Here is a 19,214-nt window from a genome sequence, read left to right as displayed (position 1 = left end):
GAACCCCGAACCTGGCAACTCGCCCCCCGAGCCAGACCACACGAACCCCGACCCTGATTAAGCGATAAAAGGAACAACCAATACCGGGATAGTTGAATGGCGAACAACGTTTTCGGCTACGCTGCCCATAAGGAAACGATCAAGGCCCGTGCGGCTATGCGTGCCTAACACAATCAAGTCGGCATTAAATTGTTTTGCACAGCTAAGTATACCATCGGCGGTAATATTAAAATCGGTAAACGAGGTAACCTCAAGCTCACTCGCGTATTCTTTTTTAATACTATCAATTAGCGATGAAGATTGCCTGGATTGGATATCAATTAACTCAGCCTGATCTATCCCTATAGTTCCCATCGGCATCCCTACTAAGCTATCATTGGCGTCTGGCGGAAAAACAGCCGGCTCGATAATATGAACCAAACCAACTGCAGCCTTGTAAGTATGTGCAATATCAAACCCATATGCTGCGGCATTATGCGCGTATGTGCTATCATCAATGCCTATTAATATTTTATTGATTTTCATGATGTTTAAGGTTGTTGTCTGAATCAGAATTTTTCACACGTATATTGTTTTCAAAGGTGTTCAAGAGGGCTATGCCATTTACAGAATTTGAGAATGAACAGAATAAATCGGACAAAATATTAAGCCACGCGTTTTCATTTTTTTAATTCTGAGAATCCTCTAATTCTGTAAATTCTGATTCAGAAATAAGACAGCCCGCAGCAAAAAATGTTTTAATCTTTGATGTCACTTTACCCTATTTAACCTCATACCATTTTTGCTACCTTTGATTATGCAATTCTCTCCCGAAATTGAAGGGCGCCTGGCGCAGTTACAGGAAAAATACGAGGCCATGGGCCAGGATATGAACTCCTACCTTGACGGCCTGCTATATGCCGATTTTTTAACCTACTGGGATTACATACACCTGGATACATTATTGAGCCTGCAGAGCCCTAAAACACCCTTTCCCGACGAAGAGATTTTTATCATCTATCACCAGATAACCGAATTATATTTTAAGCTGGTATTGCATGAATGCCAACAGATAGCTGCCGTCCAACTCTTAACTGTTGATTTTTTAACAGCACGTTTAAAACGCATTAACAGGTATTTCGGCGCACTAACCCAATCGTTCGAGATTATGGTTGATGGGATGGAAAAAGAGCAGTTCCTGAAGTTCAGGATGTCGTTATTACCCGCCAGCGGTTTTCAATCGGGCCAGTACAGGATGATCGAGATATACGCCACCGATTTTATTAACCTGGTAGCTAAGGATAAACGCGAAGAACTAAATACAGCCACTATTGAAGAGCAATTTGAATACCTGTACTGGAAGTTCGGCGCTACCGAATTATCAACCGGTAAAAAAACGCTGACACTTAAACAGTTCGAAAAAAAGTACGCTAAAACATTTATCGAGCTTGGTAAGGCAAATGCTAACTATAATTTTAACTCACTGGCTTTAAAATTTGGGGCCGAAGGCCAGCTTACACCTGAGTTAAAAACCGAATTGCGCCAGCTGGATGTAAATGTAAATGTAAACTGGCCGCTATCGCACTACAAATCGGCCGTGCGCTATCTTAACCGCGAACCCGAAGAAATAAAAGCCACCGGCGGTACCAACTGGCAAAAATACCTGCCTCCGCGCTTTCAGAAACGTATTTTTTACCCATCACTCTGGACAGCCGATGAAGTGGAAAACTGGGGCAAGGCCTGGGTAGATAACGTGCTGGGGTAGAGCGCAATGACATAAACGTTATCTCGGACTTGTTTTCGGGCCCCAGAGGGTAGGTGGCCCGCCTGAAGTGTACTACTTGGTATTGGGTTACCGAAACAAGTTCCTTCCGCGCGCTATTTTATTTAACAGCCATTTCTCCCTTGGCAACGCTCGGTGGCTGTATTTGGCTTAAGGATAGCGGTACAAGCCGTTTGGTTTTTAAATACGTTATACCCACAATGAGCATAGTCATGCTACCGCCAAATATAACCGACGGCACCGTGCCTAATAAACGTGCCGCCGTGCCCGATTCAAAAGCTCCTATCTCATTTGATGAGCCGATAAACATCTGGTTAACAGCCGATACCCGCCCGCGCATATGTTCGGGCGTTAATAACTGCATAATTGTACCACGGATAATTACGCTTACACTGTCAAAAGCTCCTTCGGTAAATATAAACAACAATGACAGGTAAAAGCTTTTAGATAAACCAAAGCAAATGATAGACAACCCAAACCCGGTTACCGCTATCAACAAATTGCGCCATGGCTTGCCCATAGGCGAAAACCTGGTCATCACCAGCATGGTTAATACAGCCCCCAATGACGATGTTGCCCGCATAATTCCCAAACCTTCGGCTCCTACCTTCAATATTTCGTTGGCAAACACTGGTAGTAACGCAACGGCGCCGCCAAAAAACACCGAGAATAAATCGAGGCTCATGGCCCCTATCATCATTTTATTGCCAAACACAAAGGAAATTCCTTCTGAAAGACTTTTATAAATACTCTCCTTAGGCACAAAAACAGGCGGATATTTGCGTAAACGCGCAACCAGTATTAATGATACTATGAGAAAAAAGATAATACAACCAAAAGTTGCAGTAATGCCGCTTATACCAAAAAATTTATCAGAATAGCCATAGATCAACCCGCCCGCAGCCGGGCCCACAATGGATGCCACCTGCCAGCTCGAACTGCTCCAGGTGCTGCCGTTGGGGTAAACTTCCTTAGGAATACTGTGCGCGTAAATAGTAAAAGTAGCCGGACCATAAAACGCCCTTGCAATTCCGTTACAAAATATCATCACGTAAATTATAGGAACCACCCAACCTACGTGAATAATATCGCTCATGCTTTTAAGCGTAACAGTAAACATCACCATCGAGGTGAATATCACCCCACTGAATATTAACAGCAACATCTTACGTTTCTCAGATTTATCAGCAATATAACCGCCGTATAAAGCGATACAAACCGCGGGAATAGCCTCGCATAAGCCTACCAAACCCAAAGCAAATGGGTCTTTTGTTAACTCATAGATATAAAAACCGATTATAACGGCTTGCATAGAATATGCAAAGGTGAAACAAAAACGCATACCGATATAAGACCGGAAATCTTTATATCGCAATGCTGCAAAGGAATCAATTTTGTGTTTACTCTCGCCTTCTTCGGTCACAGTGTTGTTTTAGATGTGCCGCAAATTTACAACACGATTTTCAGGATTTTTAAAAAATCTGCAGATTTCAGATTACAAATGTGCAGATTTTAGCAAAAAAACGCCTGTGGAAGTGCCGGTGGTAAATCGTACCTATTAAAATTCAGATTGGGGCATTACCCTCGTTCCTCAGGTCAGGCTATGCGCTTATACTGCACGGGCCTTAGCCACATTGACGGGTATCCGCTACTATCCTTAATGCAAAAAGCCGCATGTGAGGACACATGCGGCGGAAAAATTAATTCATCAATAAATAATCATCTACGCATCAAAATCCGTGCTGATCTATCAGGTAAATCAGCGCTGCGATACCGGCACCCCCCAGTTCAAGCTCGCGTTTGTTTACGTTTTCAAATACGTCGTTTGGTGTGTGGTGGATATCAAAATAGCGCTGAGAATCAGGGCGAAAGCCGATCAGCACAACGCTTGGCAACTTTTCTTTCATCGGCTCAATGTCTGTTCCCGACCCACCTATAGTCAGCTGGTCAACTTCGTATGGCTCTAATATTGATTTCCAGTTGGTGTTCACTTTTGTTATAAAATCTTTAGATACATCCGAAAAGCTGAAGCCCCGCGGGGTAAAGCCGCCTTCGTCGGTTTCTATAGCGGCAATGTGCTCCTCCTTATTTTGAGCGGCAAGTTCGGCGTATTTGGTGCCGCCTTTGTGGCCATTCTCCTCGTTCATGAAAAACACCGCCCGAACGGAGTTTTTAGGTTTGTAACCTATTGCCTTAAAGATCCTTAGCACCTCAGCCGATTGCATTACACCGGTACCATCGTCGTGCGCGCCTTCGGCCAGGTCCCAGGAATCAAGGTGGCCGCCTACGGATATAAACTTATTAGGATGCTCTGTACCAGTAAGTTCGCCAATTACGTTGTAGGATAAAACATCGGGCAATAACTGGCAGCTTTGTTTAAAATAAAATTTAGCTGCCGGGAATTTACGCATTTTAAGCATGGCACTCAGCTTGTTAGCCGCTTTGGTAGATATTGCCGCAGCCGGGATATTTTTGCCATCCTTATCGGTCAGGGTAGCGCCGGTATGGGGGTAATCATCTAAACTCTCTGTCAGCGAACGCACTATAACGCCTACTGCGCCATATTTGGCGGCGGCAGCAGGCCCCATAAAGCGCTGATCTCCAGCGGTTCCGTAGGCTTGTCCGGTTTCAATAAACCGTGGATCAAAAGCACGGTTAAAGAATACGATTTTGCCTTTAATAGCCGCTTCGCCAAGGGTTGCCAGTTCTTTAAGGCTCTGTACCTCAATAACATTGGCTGTAATACCTTCTTTAGGGGTAGCAACTGTCATCCCCAGGGCGGCAATAGGCACCGGGATACGTTTTTTGCCATCAATAATAAAAGCTGTTTCTTTGGCACCGCGTACCCAATGGGGCACCATAACTTCCTGTAAATAAACCTTATCGAAGCCATAGCTTTCCATCAGTTTTTTGCTGTATTCCACAGCTTTTTGGGCATTTGCCGAGCCGCTGATACGCTGGCCTATGTTTTTGCACAGGTAGCGCAGGCTTTCATAACTTTTGCCGTTTACAAGGGCTTCGTCGTAAATTTTGCGGATCATGAGGGAGTCCTGCTGGGCATGGACAAAGGTGGCCGACAGCATGGCGGCGAATAATAGGGTAAATGTTTTTTTCATCAAAAATGTTCAAAGAATGGATAATAATGTGCGATAAACTTGTAATTTTTTGATAAAAATTGACACTTTTCATCAACTTTTGACAAGTTTATTTTACAGCAAAGTCAGTCGGAAACAAATTTAATATTTTGCGGCAATAATGGAAGCCTCAGGAAATTTTATCCCAGCTTAAACCGGCATTTTTTGTTTCGAAGGCATGGTGCAGCACCTGGTTTTCGGGCAGGGCCAGTTGGGGGTCTTTGGCAAAAATTTGCTCCACCGTTTTGCGGGCCTTAAACAACAACTCCTGGTCGGTAGCCAGGTTGGCAACCTTCAGGTCGAGCACGCCGCTTTGCTGGGTACCATCCAGGTTGCCGGGGCCGCGCAGCTGTAGGTCGATCTCGGAGATTTCGAAACCGTTATTGGTTTTCACCATGGTATCCAGCCGAATTTTACCATCGTGGCTGAGCTTATGGCTGCTCATCAAAATACAGTACGATTGCTCGGCGCCGCGCCCCACCCTGCCGCGCAGCTGGTGCAGTTGCGACAGGCCAAAACGCTCTGCATTTTCAATGATCATTACTGAGGCATTGGGCACGTTAACCCCAACCTCTATCACGGTGGTGGCCACCATAATTTGAGTTTGCCCTTTGATGAAGCGCTGCATCTCAAACTCCTTATCGGCGGGTTTTAATTTGCCATGCACAATGCTGATCTTATACTCAGGCAACGGAAACTCACGCGAGATAATTTCGATGCCCTCTTCCAGGTTTTTAAGGTCCAGTTTTTCGCTTTCCTTAATCAGCGGGTACACAATATAAATTTGCCGGCCCAGGGCAATTTCCTTTTTCATAAAACCAAACACCCGCAGGCGCTGGTTATCAAAAAAATGCAGTGTTTGAATAGGCTTACGGCCAGCCGGCAACTCATCAATTACAGATACATCCAGATCGCCGTACAGAGTCATGGCCAGGGTGCGGGGGATGGGGGTTGCCGTCATCACCAGGATATGGGGCGGTACAACGTTTTTACGCCAAAGCCTCGCCCTTTGCTCTACCCCAAAACGGTGCTGCTCGTCAATCACCACGAAGCCCAGGTTTTTGAATTGTACTTTGTCCTCTATCAGGGCGTGGGTACCAATCAGTATCTTCATTTCGCCGCTTTCCAGTTTCTGGTGCAGTACCCTGCGGTCTTTTTGTTTGGTTGATCCGGTGAGCAGGGCCACCTCGATAAAACCATCGCCAACCAAACTGCTGATGGTTTGGTAATGCTGGCTTGCCAATATTTCGGTAGGGGCCATAATACAGGTCTGGAAGCCGTTATCAACAGCAATCAACATCGCCATCAGGGCAACAACGGTTTTGCCGCTGCCTACATCGCCCTGCAGCAGTCGGTTCATTTGTACACCGCGCTGGGTATCCTGCCTTATCTCCTTTAACACCCGCTTTTGCGGTGTGGTTAGCTGAAAAGGTAGTTTATGGTGGTAAAAATCATTAAAATAATGGCCTACAGTGCCGAATACATTCCCCTTAAACTTTTGGGTATGCAACATTTTATTGCGCAGGAGTTTAAGCTGTAGCAAGAACAATTCTTCAAACTTAAGCCGGTGCAACGCCTCGTTCAGCAAATTGGCATCGGCCGGGAAATGGATATTACGGTAAGCATCGGCCCTGCCCAGAAGTTTAAAGTGCTGGATAATGTACAGGGGCAAATTTTCTTTAATATCCTTAGCATGCAGGCCAAGTAAAGTAGCCGTTAACTTTTGGATGCCTTTGCTATCCAGCTGAAATTGCTTAAGCTTTTCGGTAGAGTTGTAAACCGGCTGCAAGGTAGCATTACCCTGCCGCTGCATATTGGCAGGCGAGTAGATTTCCATTTCGGGATGCGCCATTTGGGCTTGCCCGTTAAAGGAGCCTGCCTTGCCAAACACAACATATACCGTGCCGGGCACAATAGTTTTATCTATCCAGTTGATGCCTTTAAACCAAACCAGTTCCAACGTGCCGGTATCATCACGGGTTTGTACAACCAGCCGTTTGGTGTGCTTCTCGCCAACAATTTGCTTGCTAATAACACGGGCCAAAACCTGCACGTAAGGCAAGTCGGGATTAATATCTTTTACCTTATAAAATTTAGTCCGGTCGATATACCGGAAGGGGAAATGGCGCAGCAAATCCTCAAAAGTGGCAATACCCAATTCCTTTTTCAACACCTCGGCCCGGGTTTGGCCCGCGCCTTTTAAATATGTAAGTGGTGTTTGAAAAGGATCCATAGGCCTCACCTAAATCCTCTCCAAAGGAGAGGACTTTTGATTTGCGTGTTTGTTAAACCATGTGTTACAATCGTCATCCTCAGTATCTCTCCATCACAAAGGATTATGTCATTGTGAGGAACGAAGCAATCTCCTACTTTTCAGGGCGGATGTTCGTAGTTCGCGATTGCTTCGTTCCTCGCAATGACATATAGTCGCTCCTCCCTCTCCTTTGGAGAGGGCCGGGGTGAGGCTTTATTTTACCGCAATAACCGATATCTCTACATTAACGCCTTTTGGCAGTGCCGATACCTGTACCGTTTCGCGGGCAGGGAAGTTTGATGTAAAATAGGTGCCGTATACTTCATTTACCTGGCCAAAATTACCCAGATCGGTTAAAAATATGCTGGTTTTTACCACGTTGGCAAAGCCGATGCCTGCTTCGGTTAAAATAGCTTTAATATTTTCCATTACTAAAACGGCTTCATCTTTAATACCGCTGGTAACCAGCTCGCCGGTGGCGGGGTTAAGGGGTATTTGGCCAGATACAAATACAAAATTACCGGCAACAGTAGCCTGGCTGTACGGCCCGATAGGTGCAGGCGCGTTATTGGTGTTTATTATTTCCATCATTTTTTGAGTATGAACACTTGTATCAGCTTATAGATGATGCCCGCTAAAAACATCAGGATGGCCAGTGCATTTATAAAATGCATAATGCGCAGGTTAATGTTATCCGGTCTGTTGGGATCTTTTTTTCTAAAGAAATACATAATACAAACTTAGTAAAAAAAAGAGCCTCACCCAACCCTCTCCAAAGGAGAGGGCTTTTGATTTGCGTACATCGCTCCCGCGAGCTTTTAGCTCGTGGGTACCATGGTTGCAGCTTTCAGCTGCCCATGCCAAGCGGGTATTGATATGTTTATACCTGGTTGCCCCTACGAGTTACGCCATGCCAATTTTGGGTTTGCTATATCCAACCTACATTCCGAACAACTCTTTGAGATGCAGGGCGTAAAAGATTTCGAGCTCTTTCTACGCTGCTGCCCACCCTTCAAGGGTTCGAAATGACCAGGTTCTTTAAATAAGCTTTTTGCCTGCAATATATTAACCTTCGGGTGTTATGTTACCCATCTCCTGCCGGTTACCAATTGTTGCCCCGGCGCTGGCGATTACAACCAATATAACCGCGGCATATTCCTGTATCGAAAGATATTCTTTCAAAAATATCAATCCGCAGATAGCGCCAACGGCTGGTTCCAAGCTCATGAGGATACTGAAGGTTTTGGTGGGGATATATCTAAGTCCGTACATCTCTAAAGAAAACGGAACGGCGCTGCAAAATAACGCCAACCCTACAGCCGGGATAATCATACTGCTTTTAAAGTTCATCATGCCGTCACTTGCGAAAGCAAATGGCAATGTCGCCATTAATGCAAACAGCATACCTATGGTAACGGCCTGACCGCCATTTAACACCGCTGATACCCTGCGGCCCAACACAATATAGCCGGCCCAAAAGGCACCGGCCAGCAAAGCCATGCCCGCGCCAAACAAATCAATATTGGTGTTATTCCAGGGTGTCATCAATACAATTCCGCCTGCGGCCAGTAGTACCCATAAAAATTCGATGGCGCGTTTTGAACTAAACACCACAAGCAGCAACGGCCCCATAAACTCAAGGGTGACTGCTATCCCCAACGGAATGCGCGATAAGGCCAGGTAGTAAATTAAATTCATGGCACCCAGGCATAAACCGTAAGGGATAACCGCATTCCATTGTTCGCGGGTTAATGTTTTTAACCCTGGTCTGTTCACGACAAGCAGTATCAATGCCGATAATCCTATCCGCAAGGTGGCGGTAACTGAAGCACCGAGAGCCGGAAATAATCCCTTAGCAATAGCAGCCCCTACCTGAACGCTTAATATCGAGCCTAAAACCGCCAGTAAGGGGCGTATGGGTATTTTGTTTTTTTGCATTGACGGCGAGTTACAGATTTACTTTTCAAATCAGTCTATGAAAATAAAATTAACGGCGCTTAAACATTTATTGAGTTAATCAATACTACAACGAAAATGCCCCCCTTTAAGGCATGCGATTCTACTTTTAACAGATAACAATAGTTTCTCATCCAAACCCTTCAAAAAAAAACCCATCGGCAATATCATTAACATCAATAGAGTATTTATTGAGCAGTGCTATAAATCGCTCATCCAGTAGGTACTTTTGGTATACATCATAGGCCGAATTAAGGGCTGATACAGGTATATCTTTTGAGAGCGCAATACCAAGATTGAGGAAAAACTCCTCATCTCTACCCATCGATGAATAAATTTCAGCTAATGTTGCAAAACAAATTGGATCGTTGGAGTTTAGTTGGATGGCCTTAGAAATATCACTTAACGCAGCTTGGTAATTCCCCAACGCCCTCTGAAGGTCAGCACGTGAGTTGAGTATTTGGGCATCAGAAGGATTTAGCTCCACTGCTTTATTTAAGGCAGCCAACGCATCAGAATATCGATTCATTCGTTTGTACATACCGCCTTTTAATGCAATAGCCCTGTATCCAAAATCATCTGCTTTTTCCAAATAATCTAAGGCTTCCCCGTATTGCTTTAAGCGAAGGTTTGTTACCGCGATATTGAATAATATCTCAGGTGCCCCCGGGGCCAACTCCAACGCAGCTAAATCGTCTTTAAGGGCGCCATTATAATCGGTTAATTTAAATTTCAGCAGTGCACGTTGTGTGTAATATTCAAATTTGTTTTTATCCAGTTCGATGGCTTTGTTAATCAAACTCAACTTCCGCTCAATGCTGGATTCCTGTAACGACTTAACATATTCTATTTGAGCTTTTTTAATATTTAAGGATTTTTCATCAAGCGTTAAATAGTCTTTTGTCAACTTATCAAACAATTGCAGATAATCCCGATTCACCGACCCTGGTTTATTTTCATAAGACAAGCCGTGAATACGATTCTCTTCCTCCTCGAGGTTGCGGTCAGTATGTATGACAGAAATATCAAAACTGTCCAGATTCAAATCGGCTTTAAAGTCATTTCTTATTTGCTCAACAACCAGGTGTTCCTTTTCATAGTCAATCGTTTCTATCTCCTGCGATTTCTCTTTAGTGTAGCTTTTGAAAAATGCAAGGCGCGTAAGCACGAAATTTACGACGGGGCTTTTACCAAAAAGATTATTCTGAGCATTCAACAGAGACTTTATGATTTTTTTACACCCGAATAGATTTTCTTCATTTTTTATGCCTAAAACTACCACCTGGTCGGCCAGTATCCGGAGGGTAATACCGGAAATATCAGTTATGCCCGTGCGGGAATCAATCAGTAGAAAATCGGGTTTAAATTGTTGTTCAATCTGCGCTTTCATGTCCAGAAAGAACTCAATTCCTTGTGGATCTTCGCTATAAAACAGTTCATACCACCTGATTTTTGATAGTTTTTTCCAATAGTCATCACTGTGAATATTTCCTGCGGATATAAAAGCAATGTCTTCAAAATAGTTATTTGGAGCCTTGGCCGTAACAGTATAATCCACAATGCGGCCAACCGTTCCGTTTTCAGAAAATTCATAAATATAATCAACTATACCCTTTTCTATACCGGGGAAAGTATAATTCCTGAACTTGAAGCGCAGTCCAGGAGCATCCAGATCAAAATCGATGACACATACCCGCTGCCCTAACTCCGAAAGCATTGTCGCGATTTTTGACAATGCCAATGATCTGCCAACTCCGCCTTTGTAGGAGTAAAATGTTATGGTTTTCATGACTGATTAAAGTATTAATGAACCTCTGCTTTTTGCAGTTTGCTTTGCAAAGCGCACCTCGTCTGCTGCAATACCTTCAGGGAACCTCATTTCTACCACTTTTGCTTGTGGTTTGATGATCCTTATATTTTCCAAAGGGATAGTGAGATCTAAAGCTCTGACAATTTGTTTAATCCTTAACCACGAAGCCTGTTCGTAAGCATTAACCTCGTACCTTTGAATTTGTTGCTCTTTAATACCTAATTTATCAGCCAGTCCCTTTTGGGAAATACCCTGTGCAATTCTGGCACTGATTAATAGTGTTGGCAAAAAATTAATGTCTTTGTCCTTAATCTCGGTTATTTTGCCGTTGGCCAATGCATTGTAATGTTCAAGTTGTACCTGAAGTTCTTTTATTAACCCGTTAAATGCCGATTTGCCTGCCTTAAATTTAACCGGGTGTAAGGCTGATTGCTGAGACTCAAAATCGATCAGCGACTTTTCCAACTCGTTAATTTTATTTTGAGTGATTGTTGCTTGCTTTTGATTCTTAATCATATCGATATGTTTATTTTGATGATACCTTTTGGTTTGTTAGTAGCCTTATCAAACTGAAAAAAGTCTTTAAATAAGTATCCTGAACTGCCTTCCGTAAGTTCAGCAGGGAAGACATCGGCACAATACCTGTGTTGCTGCCTGTTTCGCGGATAATCCATATCCAGTATTATGGGATGGTGGCTATCTATATAATCCCAGTCCACATTGGCGTTTTCAGACCAGCATACATCCACATCTCCTGGCTCTTCCTTGTCTGTTACAAAACTTCCATCCACATAAATGACCTGGCAATTAATATCTCTTAAATCATTTATCAGCACGAGGAAACCAGCATATATTTTTGCCCTAACGCTATTGTAAACAAAGCGGCTTCTAAAATCATCTAAGGTGGTATCATGTTCGCCCGCCGGCAGAATGCCTTCATTTGTAAACGCTGGAATCATAACAATACTGCTGGATGATTTTTTTTATAATAGATGCAATGTAGTAACCTTTATTCATTTACACAACTATAAAGTTGTGTAAAGTATTTATTTATTGTCAAAATTTACCGAGCTTCCAATCGCATCGACTGTTAATCCTGTGCTTGGGTAATGACTAAAGTAGTTGTTGTGATGGATGTAAGATATGCTTTTACCTCACCGGCTTCGGAAACACCGGCAAACTCTCATGCCCGCCAGCATCTACCGATTGCACCGCAAAAAAGTAATTATCCTTTGAGTAGGCCAGCGTAGCCGTTGTATCGGTTACGTAAAACTTACGTTCCCAAAAGGCGCTGGTGGTTTCGCGCATCAGTACGTAATAGCCGGCGGGCTTTTTGCCTGTAGATGGCGCTTCCCAGGTAAGTTTGGTTTTGTTGGTAAGGTCGCTGGTTATGATGCCTACATTTTGGGGCCGGGCAGGGGCCAATGCCAGGTTGGCCAGTACCGACAGGTTCATGCGGGCTACTTTTTGTACGTAGTTAAAATCAACAAAGTCGGGCAGGTCGCCATAGTCTACACCGTTTTCGGTGCGGATGCTCTGGTGCTGGCGGTTAAAATCTTCGTTCATTTCGGTAAACCTTACCGCGGTAAAGCCCTGTTCTAAAAACGGGAGGTGGTCGCCGCCGCGCAGGTAGCGGTCGCGGCGGTATATCAATTTTACATCCAGCTGGTCAACGTAGCGTTCGCCGGTTTCTTTGGCATACCGGGCCAACTCGCGCGATGGGCTGTCATTTTCGCCGCCCAATGATTTTAGCGCAGCCACCTGCTTATCGGTCGCATTGGTGGGGATACCATCGCTGAACACCCTAACACTGCGGTTATCCTTTAAATCGGTTTCCATGCCATGAGTGTTGCCTACAATATCATTGTTCAGCATGGCATCTACGTTCCAGTTTTCGGCTTTGGCGCGTTTGGCCACATTGGTTGAACCGTAAAGTCCCTGCTCCTCGCCTACCACGGCCATAAAAATTATGGTGGCCGGGAATTGGCGTTTGGCCATCACCCTGGCCAGCTCCATCGAAAGCGCCGTGCCCGATGCATCATCATTAGCCCCAGGCTCCACCCCGTTTGCGTCCATCACATCGTTAATCCGCGAATCATAATGGCCCGATACCAGGTAAACACGGCTATCTGTTGGGTCGGTACCCTTCAGTATAGCCAGTACATTTTTCAGCTTTACCGGCTTATCAATCCTTGTACCTTTGGGCTGGGTGAATGTATCAAAAGCTACAGTCATCCGCCCGCCCGATTCCAGGGCATATTTTTCCATTTCGGCCTTTATCCAGTTTCGTGCCGCGCCGCTGCCGGTGGTTTTGCTGGTGGTATCGCTTAGGGTATGCCTGCTTTTAAAGGTTACCAGTTTGCGAATGGTTGTTTCAATGTTTTGGGAGGATACCTCATCGGCCATTTGTTTAATCCGGGCATCGGGTTTGATGATGGTTTGGGCCGAGGCGGCTGCAGTAATGAACAACAGCAGGGAGATGGTGATGTATTTCATACGGCAATTTAGCTGTTTTTATGCTGACGAGGAATTACATCTGCCGCATTTAATTTTCAGGCTTTAATGCAATTAGCCTCCGTTTAAACAAACCTCTTGTCGTTCACCAGTTGGACTACGTATCGCGAAATATCTTTTAACGGTAAAATCTTATCGGCAGCATTCAGCAAAATAGCTTCCTTTGGCATTCCGAACACAACACAGGAACTTTCATCCTGTGCGATGGTTTTACCGCCTGCCTGCTTAATTTCAAGTAAGCCCCGCGCGCCATCGTCGCCCATGCCTGTTAAAATTATTCCGATGCCATTTTGCCCGGCATAAATAGCTGTAGAGCGGAACAATACATCCACAGCCGGGCGATGCCGGTTTACCAGCGGACTATCACTCAACTCAACATAATATTGCGATCCTCTTCTTTTAAGTAAAAGGTGGCGGTTCCCGGGGGCTATTAAGGCCATGCCGGGCTTAACCAGGTCTCCGTCTTCTGCTTCCTTAACGCCAATCTTACACAAACTGTCCAGCCGCTCGGCAAACAGGCGGGTAAAGTTTTCGGGCATGTGCTGTACTATTACAATACCTGGAATATCAACGGGGAGGCCTTCTAAAAATACCCTTATGGCTTCGGTACCGCCGGTTGATGCCCCTACTGCAATTACTTTATCACTAATAATGCTTTGGTTTTTAGGTTTAACGTATTGCAGCACGGCATCGGCTGATAATTTAGGCACCACCGAAGGTTTTTCGGCAATGGATTTGCGGGCAATTTTGGTAAGTGCTGCCGATTTAACAATTTCGCAAATCCGGCTCCTGGCTTCACTGGTAAGCGCCTGCTCGTCAAACATCTTTTTTGTAAGCACCTCAACAGCACCATACTCCAATGCTTTCAGCGTTACTTCCATATCCCTCCCGGTGTGCCCGGTTATGATAATAACCGGAATAGGATGCTGGGACATTATTTTTTTGAGAAAGGTAATCCCATCCATGCGGGGCATTTCCAAATCAAGGGTAATAACATCCGGAACCTGCATGGTCATTTTGCTTGCTGCAATATATGGGTCGGCTGCTGTGGCCATAACTTCAATTACCGGGTCGGCGCTTAAAATTTTGCCCAGCAATTGCCTGAATATGGCAGAGTCGTCAACAATAAGAACTTTAATTTTATTCTTCATACGGGTGAGGTATTAGCCCTTGGTATCTATTTGCTGATCAGGAAAGTTTTGTTTAATATATTTGATCATTACCTTACCACTTTCCGAGTAAAATAAAACCTTCCGCCCACGGTATCCTCCAACATTATGGCTTAAAACCGGTATTTGCTCCTTTTTTAACACCTCAATAGCCAGCCCGATATTGCGTTCGCCAATATGGAATACGCCATTGGGGGCGCCAGTTTCGCAACCTCCGAATACCTTGGCCCTTAAATTACTTTTATTGCTGCCCAAGGCCAGCATTTTATTAATAATAGCCGGGATGGCAATGTCGCCATACTTATTTGATGGTGTGCCTTCACCATTCCAGTACGGCAGCATATAATGGTTAATACTTCCAAATTCCAATACCGGGTCCCAAAGGGCCACTGCTACACATGAGCCTAAAATAGTATCGACAATGTGAGGCTTTCTGCTCGCAAAAATCGACCCGGGGTATAAATAATATCTATCCATTATAAAAATAATAGTGGCTGTTTATTTCCTTTTAAAAATATTGGGCCGTATTTGCGTTAATGGTAAATTCATATTCGACACGGATTCTGAATGGCCCAGGAACAAATACCCTCCCGGCTCTAATTTCGAACATAGCTTCAGAATAACTTTTTCCTGTGTTGGCCGGTCAAAATAAATCAAAACATTGCGGCAGAAAATGACATTGAAATTTGCTATCGGGCCAAAATCTTCGTCGATGAAATTTAAACGGCCAAACTTTACTTTTTCCCGTAACTGGGGTACAATGCGCACAGTTTTGTTATGCACATCCTTGCTTTTAAGCAGGAACTGGCGTTTTAATGCAATTGGCACGGGGGCTACTTTATCTTCGGTATATACCGCTAATGCCGCAGCCTGCAAAACCCTGCTCGAAATATCGGTACCCCAGATATTAAAGCTAAAACCCATATGTGTTTCGGCAAACAGGCTTAAAACCATGGCCAATGTATAGGGCTCTTCGCCGGTAGAGCAGCCGGCGCTCCATACCTTAAAAGGTTTTGCGGCGGAATAATCGCGAAAAACCCCGGGCAATATGTTATTTGATAAATAATCAAAGTGTACAGATTCCCTGAAAAAATCGGTTTTATTGGTAGTCACCACATCAATCATGTGAATAAGTTCAGAACGCTGGCCTTCGTTGCTGAATATAAACTCGCAATACTTTTTATATGATGGTATATTTAAAGTTCTGAGCCGTTTAAGCAAACGTCCCTCCAGCATTATTTTTTTTGATGGCGGCAACTTAATTCCATAATTGGTATAAATAAATGTACTTAGCCTGTTAAAGTCCAGGTCGGTCATTTTGGAATTATCAAAACTATCAATATTAAAATATACCATACGGGACAGCTCAAAACATCATGTTAAAACTTTTCATAATCTGCATCAAGGCTATCCATGTTCAAGCTAACCCCGTTTGAGGATGATTTGTATTTTGGAAGATGGCTTACTTTCGCTGTATTCCTCCTGGGCCTTGTTAACGAGTTAGGCTGGGCAATTGACGCCTTGTATTTTGAGCCGTTTTCGAACCTGAAAAATGAAATAATTTCCTTTAGCTGATCGGCCTGGGATGAAAGCTCTTCGGCGCTGGCAGCCATCTCTTCGGAGGTAGCGGCATTTTGCTGGGTAACCTGGTTTAGTTGTTGCAAGGCGCTATTGATTTGGCCGGCGCCCAGGTTCTGTTCAGAACTTGACGCGTTAATTTCTTCAACCAGTTTGGCCGTATGCTGAATATTAGGCACAATTTCGCCCAGGAGCCTGCCCGATTTTTCGGCAATGGTAACGCTCGATTTTGAAAGTTCATTAATCTCGGTTGCGGCAACCTGCGATTTTTCTGCCAGTTTCCTTACCTCGGCTGCAACAACGGCAAAGCCCCGTCCCTGGTCGCCGGCGCGCGCGGCCTCAACGGCAGCGTTAAGGGCAAGTATATTTGTTTGCCGCGCTATATCGCTTATAATGGTAATTTTCTCGGCAATAAGCTTCATCGAGCTAACCGCTTCATTAACAGCAACACTGCCATCCTGGGCATCGGCCGAGGCCTTAATGGCTATTTTTTCTGTTTGATGGGCGTTGTTGGTGTTTTGCTGTACGCTTGCCACCATCTCTTCCATCGACGACGAAACCTGTTCGGTAGCGGCAGCCTGTTCGGTAGCCCCTTCAGACATTTGTTGCGATGATGAGCTTAACTCCTGGCTTGCCGCCACAATATTATCAGACGCCGAGCTTACGTACGAAATAACATTTTTAAACTTATTGATCATGCCTTTTAAATCTTCCAGCAAAAAGCCAATCTCATCATTGTTAGCCACGTTAATATCAACAGTTAAATCTCCTTCGGCAAGTTTTGATACTACTGTTGTTGCATTTAAAATGGCCTTTTTGATGCTGTATACAATAAGCAATGATATTGATAGTGAAATGGCTATGCCAAATAATATAATAATATAAGAGTGCACTTTTGCGTCTGAATATATTTCCTGGCCTTTGTCATACTCCTCTTTAGATACCGCTACTTGTAGGTCAATCAATGCGTTGATATTGCTTATAATGGGGTCTATTTTCTGAGATAGCTCATTTTGGGCAAAAGCTGACAGGGCAACTTTATCCTCTTTGTCTATAATCGACTGGAGCGACTCCAACGATTCGTCGGAATTGCGCATCAGCTCTTCGGTTTGAGCCGACAGTTTTTTTTCTTCAGGTGTGGCATAGGTAGCTGTATAGGCTTTCCAGTTGGCATCAATTTCTTCCTGGGCCCTGATGATTTTTCTTTTACCCGCTTTTAAATCAATAACGCCGTCCTTCATTTTTTGAGTAACGCCTTCAATATTTATAGCGTACATTTCGTCAATTAAAGTCAGTTGTTTAAGGCATACTACGCGGTCCTTAAATACCGTTTCCAGCGATCCGTTTACGTTGCTTAAGTTGTTCAGCCCATATAAACCTATTGCCACAAGGGTAAATGAAGTGAGGAAAACCATGACAAATAGTTTTGTCGAAATTTTAATATTGTTCATAACATCTGGTCGTTTAAGTTCGGTTTAATATTTCTCATATTTTTCGTCTATCGGGTCTTTCCCGTTCATATCTATGTTGATACCTTTATAAAAACGTTCGGGTACGGGTTTCTTCTTAACCGGATAATGGCTACCGGCAAAAGTTTTCTGGTATGGTTTAACAGCCGGAACCCGTCGTATCTCTGTCCGGGATTTAACATCGTTTCCGATGTCAAAATTTACAATATCCTTCAACTGATCTGCCTGGCCCGAAAGCTCTTCCGAGCTCGCAGCCATCTCTTCGGAAATTGCAGCATTTTGCTGTATAACCTGGTTTAATTGCTGCAAGGCATTATTAATTTCATTGGCGCCGGTATTTTGCTCCATACTGGATATGCTAATTTCCTGCACCAGCTTACACGTTTTCTGAACTTCGGGCACAATTAAATCGAGTAACTTACCCGATCTCTCGGCTATAGTTACGCCCGATTTAGACAGGTTGTTAATTTCATGGGCTGCTGTTTGGCAGCGTTCGGCAAGTTTCCTTACTTCGGCAGCTACCACGGCAAAACCGCGCCCGTTATCGCCGGCCCTTGCGGCCTCAACAGCGGCATTTAACGCTAAAAGATTGGTTTGGCGGGCAATATCACCAATAATTGAAATCCGCTCGGCAATCTCTTTCATGGATTGTACGGTAATATTAACCGCCTTGTTGCCTTCAACAATATCTTCAACAACCTTTAGGGCTATTTTTTCGGTTTGCAAAGCGTTTTCGGTGTTTTGCTGTATGCTGGATACTATTTCCTCCATTGACGACGAAACCTCTTCGGCAGATGCAGCCTGTTCTGTAGCGCCCTCAGACATTTGCTGCGCCGATGAACTCATTTGCGAACTGGCCGATGAAATATTTTCTGAAGCTACCTGGGCATATGAAACCAGGGCTTTAAGCTTGGCAACAATACTGTTTATGTTTTTAATGATAAAAAAGGCCAGTAATAGCGAAATGGTTATGCCCGAAAATATCACGATATAGGCATGGGTTTTAGCCGTTGAATATACATTTTGGCCGTTTATATATTCGTCATTTGCTACTGAAACCTGGATATCAACAAGCGCATTAACATTATTGAGAATAGAATCAATTTTGGGGTTAACATCGCTGAAAGCAAGGGACGCTACCGCGGGCTTATCCTCTTTGTCCATAAGAACTTTAAGCGACTCTAACGATTCATCTGTGCTGGCCATCAGCTCTGTAGTTTGTGCCGATAGTTTTTTTTCTTCGGGAATAGCGCCTGTTGCTACGTACGCCGCCCAATTAGTCTTAATTTCCTTTTGCGCCTTTGCTATTCTTTTTTTGCCGGTTTTAAAATTGATACTGCCATCATTTATTTGCTGAGTAACATCTTTAATATTAATCAGGTACATATCTGAAACAACTTTTAATTGTTTAAGGCACACAATCCGGTCTTCAAATACAGTTTGCAGCGATCCGTTTACTTCTTTTAAATTAAGCTGCCCGGTAATGCCAATTGCTCCAATGGTCAGGAACAGTACACCAACCAGGATGTAAAGTTTGGCCGAAACTTTTATGTTTTGTAAAATCATAT

Annotated in this window: 17 protein-coding genes; 1 reads left to right on the top strand and 16 read right to left on the bottom strand. The window is 44.0% G+C overall.

The features are described from left to right. Positions 1-57 precede the first annotated feature (57 nt). Entirely contained in the window at positions 58-525 is a 468-nt protein-coding gene (locus tag ACFGVS_RS23375) for a universal stress protein (RefSeq protein ID WP_439695782.1), read from the bottom strand. A 271-nt stretch (positions 526-796) separates the two neighbouring features. On the opposite strand from ACFGVS_RS23375, the gene ACFGVS_RS23370 reads away from it, so the two are divergent. Further along, entirely contained in the window at positions 797-1,744 is a 948-nt protein-coding gene (locus tag ACFGVS_RS23370; RefSeq protein ID WP_439695781.1) for a tryptophan 2,3-dioxygenase family protein, read from the top strand. 118 nt (positions 1,745-1,862) lie between these two features. Here ACFGVS_RS23370 and ACFGVS_RS23365 read toward each other — a convergent pair whose 3' ends face one another. From ACFGVS_RS23365 to ACFGVS_RS23295, 15 genes are all read right to left on the bottom strand, one after another. Further along, positions 1,863-3,185, bottom strand: coding sequence for an MFS transporter (locus ACFGVS_RS23365; RefSeq protein WP_439695780.1), 1,323 nt, complete (start codon positions 3,183-3,185; stop codon positions 1,863-1,865). A 307-nt stretch (positions 3,186-3,492) separates the two neighbouring features. Next, entirely contained in the window at positions 3,493-4,878 is a 1,386-nt protein-coding gene (locus ACFGVS_RS23360; RefSeq protein ID WP_439695779.1) for a M20/M25/M40 family metallo-hydrolase, read from the bottom strand. Between the two features lie 148 nt (positions 4,879-5,026). Further along, complete coding sequence (gene recG / locus ACFGVS_RS23355; RefSeq protein ID WP_439695778.1) at positions 5,027-7,129, bottom strand: ATP-dependent DNA helicase RecG; 2,103 nt, start codon at positions 7,127-7,129, stop codon at positions 5,027-5,029. A gap of 234 nt (positions 7,130-7,363) precedes the next feature. Beyond that, positions 7,364-7,741, bottom strand: a complete 378-nt coding sequence (locus tag ACFGVS_RS23350; RefSeq protein WP_439695777.1) for a RidA family protein — start codon at positions 7,739-7,741, stop codon at positions 7,364-7,366. Beyond that, positions 7,738-7,881: a DUF6728 family protein gene (locus ACFGVS_RS23345; protein ID WP_177183700.1), complete on the bottom strand. Its 144-nt coding sequence runs from the start codon at positions 7,879-7,881 to the stop codon at positions 7,738-7,740. The genes ACFGVS_RS23350 and ACFGVS_RS23345 overlap by 4 nt, the downstream gene beginning before the upstream one ends. Before the next feature lie 334 nt (positions 7,882-8,215). After that, positions 8,216-9,088: an EamA family transporter gene (locus ACFGVS_RS23340; protein WP_439695776.1), complete on the bottom strand. Its 873-nt coding sequence runs from the start codon at positions 9,086-9,088 to the stop codon at positions 8,216-8,218. 148 nt (positions 9,089-9,236) lie between these two features. Continuing rightward, the gene (locus ACFGVS_RS23335) at positions 9,237-10,895 is read right to left on the bottom strand and encodes a KGGVGR-motif variant AAA ATPase (protein ID WP_439695775.1); all 1,659 of its coding nucleotides are present in this window, start codon (positions 10,893-10,895) and stop codon (positions 9,237-9,239) included. A gap of 6 nt (positions 10,896-10,901) precedes the next feature. Further along, entirely contained in the window at positions 10,902-11,432 is a 531-nt protein-coding gene (locus ACFGVS_RS23330) for a helix-turn-helix transcriptional regulator (RefSeq protein ID WP_439695774.1), read from the bottom strand. After that, entirely contained in the window at positions 11,429-11,875 is a 447-nt protein-coding gene (locus tag ACFGVS_RS23325; protein WP_439695773.1) for a DUF6932 family protein, read from the bottom strand. Before ACFGVS_RS23325 ends, ACFGVS_RS23330 begins: the two co-directional genes overlap by 4 nt. Before the next feature lie 190 nt (positions 11,876-12,065). Further along, positions 12,066-13,412 carry a M28 family peptidase gene (locus ACFGVS_RS23320; RefSeq protein WP_439695772.1) on the bottom strand — a complete coding sequence of 449 codons (1,347 nt, stop codon included), beginning with the start codon at positions 13,410-13,412 and terminating at the stop codon, positions 12,066-12,068. Between the two features lie 83 nt (positions 13,413-13,495). After that, positions 13,496-14,581: a protein-glutamate methylesterase/protein-glutamine glutaminase gene (locus ACFGVS_RS23315; protein WP_439695771.1), complete on the bottom strand. Its 1,086-nt coding sequence runs from the start codon at positions 14,579-14,581 to the stop codon at positions 13,496-13,498. A gap of 12 nt (positions 14,582-14,593) precedes the next feature. Next, positions 14,594-15,076: a chemotaxis protein CheD gene (locus ACFGVS_RS23310; protein ID WP_090640870.1), complete on the bottom strand. Its 483-nt coding sequence runs from the start codon at positions 15,074-15,076 to the stop codon at positions 14,594-14,596. A gap of 21 nt (positions 15,077-15,097) precedes the next feature. Continuing rightward, complete coding sequence (locus ACFGVS_RS23305) at positions 15,098-15,955, bottom strand: CheR family methyltransferase (protein WP_439695770.1); 858 nt, start codon at positions 15,953-15,955, stop codon at positions 15,098-15,100. Between the two features lie 23 nt (positions 15,956-15,978). Continuing rightward, entirely contained in the window at positions 15,979-17,628 is a 1,650-nt protein-coding gene (locus ACFGVS_RS23300; protein ID WP_090640865.1) for a methyl-accepting chemotaxis protein, read from the bottom strand. A gap of 24 nt (positions 17,629-17,652) precedes the next feature. Next, positions 17,653-19,212 carry a HAMP domain-containing methyl-accepting chemotaxis protein gene (locus ACFGVS_RS23295; protein ID WP_439695769.1) on the bottom strand — a complete coding sequence of 520 codons (1,560 nt, stop codon included), beginning with the start codon at positions 19,210-19,212 and terminating at the stop codon, positions 17,653-17,655. Positions 19,213-19,214: the final 2 nt, after the last annotated feature.

The organism is Mucilaginibacter sediminis (assembly GCF_051903035.1).
Classification (GTDB): domain Bacteria; phylum Bacteroidota; class Bacteroidia; order Sphingobacteriales; family Sphingobacteriaceae; genus Mucilaginibacter.
This window is presented reverse-complemented; position numbering and strand designations above follow the sequence as displayed.